Genomic DNA, 11,837 nt, shown 5'->3' on the forward strand with positions numbered 1-11,837 from the left:
AAGAAGGAAAAGAGAGGAGACAGGCTCCTCTCTTACCTAACTAAAAAATGGTCACCTTAACAATCCCGGTTTTATTTTCTTTTATCGTTTTTACAAGATAAATTCCCTTTTCATTTAAAGTGATACGTTCAAATTCTGATGTTATAAGAGACTTCCGGATTGTTTTACCTGAGAGTGAAATGATTTCAACAGAAGCACCGCGTTCGTTTTCAACGATAACTGTATTTCCACTGGTGAAAACAGTTGGTGTATAAACCTCAGTTTTTTGAACCGGACTGATGACCATACCGTTTCCGTAAAATACTTTTGCTGAAGAATTATTACCATAATAATCCGCACCAGCCGCAACAACATCCGTTTTTTTGTCGCCATTAAAGTCACCTGTAAGATACCGGCCAAAATTACCTCTTCGGCTCATTGGCACAACAACATCAGTAACATCATACTGATCATATCCCCCTTCACCATTTCCTAAATACATATAGGTTTTACATTTCCATCCATCGAGTGAATTTTCACCACCAAACAAAATATCTTCATTTCCGTCTCCGTCGAAATCAGCAACAGCATAATCGGAACGCTGCCCACCATACAGGGTTGTAGCTTCACCGGCTTTATTTTTATGCTCCAATTCTGTAAAGGTACCGTCACCGTTGTTTTTAAAAATCTTAAAAAAGAAATTCCAGGGTTCACCAAACATACCTGTCACTGTAACGATAATATCCTTTTGTTTATCGTTATTAAAATCAACCATCATCACCTGTGATGCATCATCACTACCTTCAACAGCTCCACCCAATGTAGCCTCATCAAAAGCCATGATAAGTTTTTCCTGGAAAACACCGGATCCGTCATTAATATAGACATAAGCACCTCCTGAAGCACCCTGTATTGCCATGGCAAGATCCAGATCGCCATCGTTGTCAACATCACCTTTTACAGTAAACAAATTGGCGGCCGGAGTTATTCCGGATTCATCCTGTAGGATAAAATAGTTTTCGGTATCGTTCAGATATACATTGGCCTGTGCCACCCATGTATCAACACCATCCCAACCATTCTGAAAGATATCCACATATCCGTCTCCATCAATATCCAAAAACAGTATTGATCCTCTGCCTGCCCCAAAATCAAGTTCCTGTAAAACTTCCATTGAGTAACCTAACGCATTTTTAGAAAGTTTAAACACCATTGCCTTAAATGGATTTGTCCAGTTTCCCAATGCACCGCCCTGAACTGCAACAAGGTATGAACCATCACTCTGTAAATAACAATCAACAGCACCGTTACCGGCAATAGGGAATTCATCATTACTGTAAGCCAGAGTGGGTGCTCCTGTACTGCTACCTTCATAAACTCTGAAATAACCGAGTTTTCCGGTTTCAGTATTTTGTCCATGTAATCCGGTAAGAATAAAGTCATCGATTCCGTCTGCGTTGAAATCGCTAACTGTACCTTTTATTCCGTTTTCTCCTGCCTCTGCAGTTCCGTCACCATTCAGATAGGATATATCCCAGGTGAAACCTGCATCAGTCAGTATGCCTGATAAGTCGTGTGTTGGAGGAAGCGTAACCTGCGCTTTGATGAATCCTGCAACAAAAATAAATGCAAAAAGTAAAACATTCTTTTTCATAATAAATCTATTTAAGATTAAACATTAATGATATAAATTGTAAACTTCATCCGGGATATCAACTTTAATCACATTTGAAAAAAGTAATACATCATTACTTTTATTGGTTTTTATTGATAACCTGGCAAATAAATATTTTCGATAATTTGAAGCGGTATAGGTTGAACTGTAGTATTTAGCCATATCTATTTTTAATTCAAGGGGTGAACTTATATCTACCGGCCTGTTTACACTTCCCCTTTTACTTGCAATGGGAGAACTTGGATCGTAGGTAACATTTAAGCCTATGTTCAAAGCTACCCCTAGTACCTTTGTTGCATTTTCTCCGTCAGGGATATCGGTATCGTTCACCAGTTTTTCTATTTCAACTGCAGCTATCAGGTAATTATCCTCAAAACTGAAGCTGATGGTTTTAAATTCATAATATGGAATAACCTGAACCTCAAGTGCTTTTTCTCCACTCAGGTTAAACGCAATGGTATCAGGAATACCTTCAGCAGTAGTATTTTCCCAGCCGGACCAGATCCATGGTGCATTCAAACTCTCACCACCTGGTATGATTTCATAGTAACCATCAAAAAGCAAGGCATTAAACTCGCCATCCTGATTGATATGAACATTAATCTTATTCGGATTGGTATATTGTGGTTGCCACAATTCAAACATATACCCTTCCTGGGTTTGCAAAGGTTTATCCCCAACCATAAGTTTACCCTGTAATATTGCTTTGGGAGGCGCATAATTATCGACTTCACAGTTGTAAAACAGAATACTTACGATAAAAACCAATATGTAATTTAATTTTATTTTCATGGCTGCAGTTTTAGTTCTGAAATGGATTTTTAATCAGTAATGGATTCGCATTAAGTGCACTTACCGGGAAAGCATTGTAATAATTACCCACTCTGAAATATCTTGCCCGTAAAAATTCAGGCGCAATATCTTTTCTGACAAATATGTATGTTTCATGCGTTTCATGGCCAGGTCTGATCACCTTGTAAGGCCATAATCCGCTTATAACGGCATCCGGATTATCCATTTGTCCGTTGAACAGTTCATGTGCTTTTCGCCATCTGATCAGGTCAAACAGCCGGTGCCCTTCAAAAGCAAGTTCCACTCTTCTCTCGTGCCGGATCCTGTCCAGTGATATTTCATCAAGCAAAGCTATTCCGGCTCTTTCCCTCAGCCTGTTGATGTAAATTAACGCATCATCTGTTTCACCCAGTTCAAAGGCAGCTTCTGCTGCATTTAACAGCACTTCGCCAAAGCGGTACCTTACAAATGCAACACTGCTACGGCCTAAGCCGGCTTCTTCTCCTGCTTCGATAAATTTTCTGATATAAAAACCTGTCCGGCTGACCTCGGTTTCGTTGTGAGGACCGTCTTCGCCAGTTCTGATATATGTTTCATTTGTTGATGGATCAGTATAGGTTGAATTGCTTTCACTGGCAAATGACGGACGTTCAACAAAATCATAATCAGCACCGTTCCATACCGCCAATCCGGCCTGTATATCCAGATTGTTCCCGTTGAATGATGAACCTGGTAACATGAGTGTTCCGGACAAACGCGGATCTCTGTCATTAAAAATGTCACCTACGTTTGCATAATACACATAACTGCTGCTTTCATCACCCGGAATCTCCCTGTCCTTCAGTTTTTCCGTGTTACCATCAAGGGTCTCAAAAGCCTCCACCAAATTCAATGAGGGATTAATGTATGAACCCCCACCTGAAAGATACCTTAGAGATCGTGCTATATTGTTGTATGTAAATCCATGTGTTTTTCCTGAAATATCGAAGTCCTCAACGAATATTGCTTCAGGATTCTGGTCATCTTTAGCAATAAAAAGTTCAGCGAAGTTTCCCCCCGGATCAGAACCATTCTTATACAAATCGTAACCTTCCGGTAAATCCATAATTTGTTGGCATGCATCCAGACTTAACTGAAAATAATGGTCTGCACGTGCTGCCGGTATCCCAACTTCCCCACCATCGAGACGAACGGGAGTTGACATCGTACTGTTGTATTTGGCCAGTGTTGCAGCATACAGAGCAGCTCTTGCTTTTACTGCCAGGCAGGCACCTTCTGAGGCCCTGTTCTTAAACCTGTTGTTTCCCAGTTTAAAAACCGGCTCTATTTCCGTCAGTTCATCAATGATAAAGGTGTAAATCTCATCCTCAGTATTTCTGGGCCTTCTGAATTCAGTCATATCTGCCCCGTTTTCATACCTGATATATTCAGTGATTAAGGGAACACCACCCATGCGTTTTACCAGTTCAAAGTAAACATAGGCTCTTAAGAAACGTCCTTCTGCCAGGTAATAGTCCACCTTGTCACCAGATAGATTTGTTGCATCGTCCGGCAGATTCTGAATAAAATAGTTGACATCTTTCAATAGACCGTAATCATAATACGTCAGATAAGAGTAACTGTAGTTTTCCCAGTCATTGGTTCCGGCAGATTTACCGCCATTCATGGATTCATCTGTAATTGTGGAAATGGTGTTTATATCCCCATCCAAACTACCAATATCCGGTAGTCTTGAGTAAATATTCGCCAGAAAACTGTTGATCAGTGCTTCTGAAGTGAACACCATATCTTCTTTAAGCTTTGTTTTTGATTCCCTCTCAAGCCAATCTGTACATGAACCGAATAACAAAGAGAAGGTAAGTATTGAGCTTATTAATAGTATTTGCCTGGTTTTCATAGTATTAAAAAGTTATGTTTGTTCCGAACGATAATACTTTATGAATTGGATATCCCATTCCATTGCGTTCATCCATTTCCGGATCCAGTCCAAGATGATGCATATTATCAAAAGTGAGTATGTTGGTTGCGTTCACATAAATCCTGCATTTCTTAATATTGATTTTGTTGGTAATGCTCTGTGGTAAGCTATAACCTAATTCAACATTTTTTAGCCGGACATAAGAGATCCGGTGTAACCAGAAATCGGATTGCACATAGGTATTCGAATGGATGCTATGGTAACCGAAACCTCTCACCGCAGGATATCTTCCGGGTATCCAGTCAGATGTCGGATCCAGAGGATCTTCTCTGTGCCATGCATCTGTAATTAAGTATGAAGGTGTGTTTCCGTCCTTTGCCTGGAATGGCCATTTTACTTCATAATCCTGAAAATATGAAAACAGTGACCCTCCGGCAAAATCACCGGCAAAATCAAATCCTTTCCAGTTCAGTCCGAAATTAAAACCACCTGCCAGGATGGGTAACAGCTGTTGTCCGTTATTTCCTACAGCATATCCAACCGGCCGTGCATCATATCCGTTGATGATACCGTCATTATTGATATCCTCATACATAAAATCACCAGGTAAGAGGTATTTATTGGCTGTCAGTCCGGGTCCTTCAACATAAACCGGATAATTATCTATTTCTTCCTGTGACTGAAAGCGTCCGATGACATGATAAGCCCAGTTTTGTCCGGCCCACCTTTTATTTGTTGAAGTTCTGTATTCATCCCAGGAGTTTTCAAAAGCAGCTCCGTAGAGCTCGTAATCCATCTTTCTGGAGAAGGTAAAATTAATGCCAACCCAGTAATGCAGTTTCTTAATCCTGTCCTCCCATTTTGTAAATCCGTCTATCCCGAAATGCCTGTCCGAGGTTAGGTTCTCCACCGGAAGATCATACCCCACTTCTTCAGGAAATAAGAGGGCAAGGTCATCTCTGAATCCCAAAAGGCCTCTTCTTTCCCTGACAAATCCATCCAGTTCAACCGATAATCTGTTTTTGAAGAACCCAAGATCAAGGCCAATATTACTCATGGATGTTCTGATCCATGTTACATTGGTTTTGGGTATGTTGTCATACACAACGCCCGGAACAGAAGTTCCGGTGATTGAATTTTCGAAGGGAGTGGAAGCCATATATGCCCCGCTGTTTACGGATGTTGAATAGGTGAAACCTGCCAGGTAATCGAAGTAATTGTAACCGTTGCTTCCCGTTGGCATATTTTCATCGCCCATTTCACCATAAGATGCTCTTAACTTCAGGTTGCTTATTACCCGGCCAAACCCTGTGCCGGCAATAAAATTCTCTTCCGATATTCTCCATCCGCCGGATATGGAAGGGAAGAACCCCCAGCGTTTTTCAGGCGCCCATTTGCTTGATCCGTCATACCTGCCGGCTACTTCCAGCAGATATTTCTCAGCGTAGGAATAGTTTATTTTACCAATAAAACCTGCCGTGGCACCTTCCCAGTAGTCATCTCTTATGTATGACAGACCCTCTTTATCGTTATCGCTGAAAAAATCGTCGTAATTATGTCTGATATTCGTCTTGTCATTTTGCCAGGTTCTGTCCTTCCGTTCCGAGGCCTCTCCGGCAAAGACCAGCCCCAGCTCATGTTTTCCGAAAATATTATGATAATTTATGTTTGCCCTGTACATATTTTCTTCGATGTAGCGGTTTCTTTTTCTGAAGTAAACATTGGAATTATAACTTTCCACAGGAACATAACTGTCTGTAACCGTCGGATCATATAAGGTGATGTATTTTCTGAAATTGTCCATTTTATTATCCGCCAGATAATAAGAGTAGGTTAATTTGGCTGTCAGCCCTTTTAAAGGTGTTTTATATTCAATATCCCAGTTTGACTGCATCACACGCCAAAGATCATTCGAATACCCCGCAATATCTCTTCGAGCGATGGCAGTGTTATAATCCGGTGCGTGTTTTATAAAAGCAGGATAGTCAGGATTATCATTTACATAGGGACGTTCTGTCGGACTCATAAACAACAATCCCCATCTCAGGTTTTTATAATCATTATCAGCGACAATTGCCGGTGCATTTCTTCGCTCAACTCTACCGTTTACGGATACAGATACTTTAAGTGATTCCGTGATTTTAGCGTCGGAGTTGATCTGCATATTCTTCCGGCTGAAATTAAAGTCCTCAAAAACGGCATCCTGATCCAGTGTGCTGAATGAGAAATAATAATTAATCTTTTCACTTCCACCGGATGTACTGACATTAAGGTATTTCTGTGGTACATTCTTTTTGACCGAAAAATCATACCAGTCAAAACTGCGGTAATCTTCACCGGTTTCCGGGTTATAATACCCTGTTTTATATTTTTCCAGATCATCTGCAGTAATGGAAGTATAGCCCAGGTCATTTAACTGTTGTTCGGCCTTTCCTCTCATTAAGGTATAAGCATCTGTTCCCCGTGGGAAGTATGTCAGGTTTTGCATCCCATAGTAGGAATTAATATTTACCGTATTCTTCTGATTCAGTTTTCCCCGCTTTGTGGTCACCAGAACAACACCGTTAGATGCTTTAACACCATAAATAGCTGCAGATCCGTCTTTCAGAATAGATATGCTTTCAATATCGTTTATATCAATATTATTAAAGGTTCCTTCATCCTTCATTACCCCGTCGATAACATACAAGGGTGTTCCCAGATTCCTGATCTGCAAAGATGTAGAAGCACCCGGTACTCCACTGGTCTGACGATTGGTAATGCCAGCTACTTTTCCTACAAGCGCAGTTGCCGTGGTTGACGAATTGGTTCTGACCAGATCCAGGTTATCCACGGTTCCAACGGCTCCAACAACAGATACCTTTTTCTGTATACCGTATCCAACAACAACAAACTCATTTAACGAAACATCACTCTCTTTTAAAACCACAGACAGATTTACATTATCTGTAACTTTAATTTCCTTTCGTTCAAATCCTACAAATGAAAATATTAGCGTTCCGCCGCTTTGAGGAATTCTGACACTAAACTGACCGTTTATATCAGTTATGGTCCCTACGCTGCTTTCCTTAACCATAACGGTTACTCCGGTCAGAGGTTCCTTATTCTGATCCGTTACAATTCCACTCACCGTTTTAAGTTGTGAAAATGCTGAACCGGAAAGAAATACGCATAAAAACAGAAGAAGTGATTTCAAAAAATTTGGGCCATTCATAGCAGATTGATTAGTTAATGTGATAAAACTACCACATATGCTTTTCCTCCACCTGAATTAAAATCCATTTAAAAGTGAATTTTGTCCATAAATAGCATATCAGGACAATATTTACACCTAAACAGGACAAAATTGTAAGCTTTGATCCTTATATTCTGTTCAGCAGATAGTATTATTATATTATCTTGTGGCATTATATTGATCAACAGGAAGGATTGGTTTTAAGGATAGTTTATTATTCAGGGTTATTGTATAATTCGATGCATAGGGGCATAGTCAAAATATTAGTTTATCTCACTGTATTATTTTCATTTGGTCTTCACATTGAAGCCAATCATTTTTATTTTAAAAACTATAAAGTAGAAGATGGCCTTTCTCAAAACACCGTATTCTGTATTTTGCAGGATAAAGACGGTTTTATGTGGTTCGGAACCAACGACGGACTGAACAGGTTTGATGGTTATAATTTTAAGATATACAGAAGCAAAAGTGGAGATAACACTCTTGGCAGCAGCAAAATCATAGATCTTGTTCAAACGTCTGACAGCACCTTATTTATTGGGACAGCAAATGGGATATACACTTATAATCCGGATAAAGAAAGATTTGCACGATTTGAAACCAAAACAGAAAACAACATAACTGTTGATTCCAGAATTAATGATTTTTTTAAAACCAAAGATGATATTATATGGATATCTACATTAGAGCAGGGGCTGTTTAAATATAACCACCAAACCGGTGAATTAATACAATTCGCTCCTAAAACAGCAAGCTTGCTGAATCATTCAGTGAGTTGCACGTTTAAGGATTCAAAAGGTAATTTATGGATATCAAGTAACGGATTGCTAAAATACAATTCAAAATCACAAAGTATTGAATCGGTTAAGGTTATATCTGAACAGGACCGGTTGCAGGGAAATTATATTACCAAAATCATTGAAGACTCAGATGGATATTTATGGTTTGGCACCGATAATTTTGGATTAATCCGTTATGATGAATCAACACATAGTATAAAACGCTATTTTAGTTCCGGATCAGACTATTTTCTTTCACACATCCATGATATTTTTGAATTAGGTTCCGGTAAACTTTTAATCGGATCAGATTCGGAACTGCTCCTTTTTGATACTGAAGCAGAGACGCATACACTTATACAGGCTTCCCAGGTAATAAATGGCGCACTTAGTGATAATTCTATTTACTGCTTTTATAAAGATACTGAGAACGGCCTGTGGTTGGGAAGTTATTTCGGAGGCGTGAACTATCTGGCAGATATTTCAAATACCATTGAGCTTTATCAGCCTACTACATATGGCTTACATGGAAAAGCAGTAAGCCGGTTTTGTGAAGATGCAGACGGGAATATATGGGTTGCTACTGAAGACGGTGGCTTAAACCTATTGGATGTTTCCTCTCAAACCTTTGACCATTATATGAGTGATTATAATATTCAGGCATTGTGCATGGATAATCTCATGTTATGGATTGGAACATACGGAGACGGACTTTTCTTATTTGATACAAAAACAAAAAGATACAAAACATATCACATAGAATTCTCAGGTGTTTCAACGTTACATATTAAATCCATCATTAAAGATTCACACGATAACATCTGGCTGGGGACCAATGCAGGGCTTTACAGGCAGAACCGGATAACGAAAGAATTCATACACTATAATTCGACAGCAAAACTATTTATCTGGGATATTGCAGAAGACCCGAACGGCAACCTCTGGTATTGTACGAGTGGTAACGGGTTATTTAAACTGAACCATGAGTCAGGAGATGTCGTAAATTATCTGTACGATAAAAAAAATGAGTTCTCCCTTCCGGATAATAACATCTTAACCATTTGCCTGGATGCACAGGGACAACTATGGGCCGGTAGTGAAGAAAACGGGTTTTGTAAATACGACCATCAAAATGACCGGTTCATACGATATTCTAATATTGATGGCTTTAGTAACAGACTTATCTATTCGATTATTGCTGACCATAAAAACCAGATCTGGCTTTCCACAAGTAACGGATTATTCAGGTTTTTACCGGATGAAAAGAAAGTATCAATGTTTACAACAGCGGACGGACTGCAAAGCAATCAGTTTAATTTCAACTCCGGATATGTTACACGGGATGGTAAATTATATTTTGGTGGTGTAAATGGTTTTAATGCATTTTATCCCACCGATATTACAACAAATGACTTTGAACCTCCTATGCGCATTGTAAATTTTCAATTGTTTAATAAAGATCTGGAGTTGAAGGGTAACGATGGTATACTTAAAAGCTCCATCATTAACTGCAATGCTATTGAATTAAAATACAATCAGAACGTCATCAGCCTTGATTATGTAGCTCTGAGTTATAAAAATCCGGAAAATAACCTTTATCAGTATATCATGGAAGGATTTGATGATGAATGGATTAATGCAGGCAGAAGAAGAAGAGCTTCCTACACGAATTTACCACCTGGTGAATATACGTTTAAAGTTATAGGATCCAATAATGACTGGGTTTGGAATAATGACGGTGCCCGGATCAAAATAACAATCCAGCCACCATTCTGGCTGACACCCTGGGCTTATATAATCTACTTCATCGTTTTCATTCTTTTTATTTATGCCATAATGTTATTCGAAAGAAGAAAGCACCGAATGCAAATGGCCAAAGACAACCTGGAGAAAGAAAAACAGATGTACAATAATCAGATTAATTTCTTCACTAACATTGCACATGAAATCAGGACCCCGCTTACCCTTATTAAAGCGCCGGTTGACGAAATTCTGAAAAACAGGAATCTTAATTCTGAAATACAACAGAATTTGAAGATAATCGATAAAAATGCAGGTAATCTGTATAAACTGGTAACTGAATTACTGGATTTCAGAAGAGTTGAAAGGGGTTTTGAGGAATTTGAATTTAGTTCACATGATATCATTGATCTTATTCATCAGGTCATACTAAGCTTTCAGGGTAGTGCAAAATCAAAACATATTTCAATACATGTTCGCACTGATTTCAATGAACTTTACGCCGAGATTAACCGAAGTGCTATTGAAAAGGTCCTGATGAACCTGCTTTCTAATGCACTAAAATATGCGGATTCTAAAATTACTGTAGTTGTAAGTCTGGTCACTAATGGTGATACAATACAAATCAAAATTCAGGATAATGGTGATGGAGTTCCTGAAAATATAAGACAGTCCATTTTTGAACCATTTGTACACGACCGTAATTCCTCCTTAAAAAACAAAGATGGAGTAGGGTTAGGATTACCGTATGCACAATCGCTTATAAAACACCATGGAGGATTAATCGAATTGGTTGAGAACGGCTGTAAAGGCGCATGTTTTATGATTTCCCTTCCTGTTAAAAAAACCGCTGATATAAAACAGATGGCCGATTCTTCATACGAAAAAGAGGTCAAGTCAATAGCAGAACATCCTGAGATTCACAGTTACAACGCTCAAAGTTCAGGTTTCTCAAATTACAACCTGCTGATTGTTGAAGATCAGGAAGAACTACGTGAGTTTCTGGGCAGCACCTTATCAGGAGATTATAAAATTCACCTGGCTGCAGATGGTCTGGAGGCGCTTGAAGTTATGAATAAAACGGCCATAGATCTTGTAATTACGGATATAATGATGCCGAATATGAATGGTTTTGAACTTACCGATAAAATCAAAACAACGCTTAGCTACAGCCATATTCCGGTTATTATGCTTACGGCTAAAACAACAGAAGAAGCAAAGATCGAAGGCTATGGCACTGGAGCGGATGCCTATATTGACAAACCGTTTTCCGTAGATCTTCTGCGCGTACGAATTATCAATATTTTTGAAAACAGGCGGAAGTTACGCGACAGCTATCTGAAAATACCGCTTGTTAAATCAGAATCTATTGCAGGTTCTGATAAAGACACAGAGTTTATTGAAAAGGTTAAAAAAACAATCGAAGCACATCTCCTTGACTTTAACTTTGGGGTGGATCAACTTGCAGAATATCTGAATATGAGCCGATCCGCATTTTTCGCTAAAATCAAAGGAATCTCCGACTTATCCCCACTCGATTATATAAAAGTGGAACGATTAAAGAAGGCTGCAGAATATCTTCAGGAGGATCAGTATAAATGGGTGGATATAGCCCAAATGGTCGGCTATTCAACACCTTCATATTTCTCCAGGGAATTTAAAAAGCAGTTTGGTGTTCTGCCAAGAGATTTTAAAAAGAAGTTTTAAAATACGACTTCA

The 11,837-nt window shown here is 39.0% G+C and carries 5 protein-coding genes; 1 reads left to right on the forward strand and 4 read right to left on the reverse strand.

Translation table 11 applies throughout. From position 1 onward, the window contains the following. Positions 1-40: 40 nt before the first annotated feature. Genes ACE1EF_RS18355 through ACE1EF_RS18370 form a run of 4 tightly spaced genes read right to left on the reverse strand, consistent with a single transcriptional unit; the run spans position 41 to position 7,560 of the window. Positions 41-1,633: a T9SS type A sorting domain-containing protein gene (locus tag ACE1EF_RS18355; RefSeq protein WP_375722159.1), complete on the reverse strand. Its 1,593-nt coding sequence runs from the start codon at positions 1,631-1,633 to the stop codon at positions 41-43. 24 nt (positions 1,634-1,657) lie between these two features. Continuing rightward, positions 1,658-2,446, reverse strand: a complete 789-nt coding sequence (locus ACE1EF_RS18360; RefSeq protein WP_375722160.1) for a DUF3823 domain-containing protein — start codon at positions 2,444-2,446, stop codon at positions 1,658-1,660. A 10-nt stretch (positions 2,447-2,456) separates the two neighbouring features. After that, positions 2,457-4,343, reverse strand: a complete 1,887-nt coding sequence (locus tag ACE1EF_RS18365; RefSeq protein WP_375722161.1) for a RagB/SusD family nutrient uptake outer membrane protein — start codon at positions 4,341-4,343, stop codon at positions 2,457-2,459. 4 nt (positions 4,344-4,347) lie between these two features. Continuing rightward, on the reverse strand, positions 4,348-7,560 hold the full coding sequence (locus tag ACE1EF_RS18370) for a SusC/RagA family TonB-linked outer membrane protein (RefSeq protein ID WP_375722162.1): 3,213 nt from the start codon (positions 7,558-7,560) through the stop codon (positions 4,348-4,350). A 278-nt stretch (positions 7,561-7,838) separates the two neighbouring features. On the opposite strand from ACE1EF_RS18370, the gene ACE1EF_RS18375 reads away from it, so the two are divergent. After that, positions 7,839-11,825: a hybrid sensor histidine kinase/response regulator transcription factor gene (locus tag ACE1EF_RS18375; RefSeq protein ID WP_375722163.1), complete on the forward strand. Its 3,987-nt coding sequence runs from the start codon at positions 7,839-7,841 to the stop codon at positions 11,823-11,825. The last annotated feature ends 12 nt before the right edge of the window (positions 11,826-11,837 follow it).

The sequence above is a fragment of the Quyinboa sediminis genome (assembly GCF_042219855.1).
Lineage (GTDB): Bacteria > Bacteroidota > Bacteroidia > Bacteroidales > UBA5342 > JBHJHP01.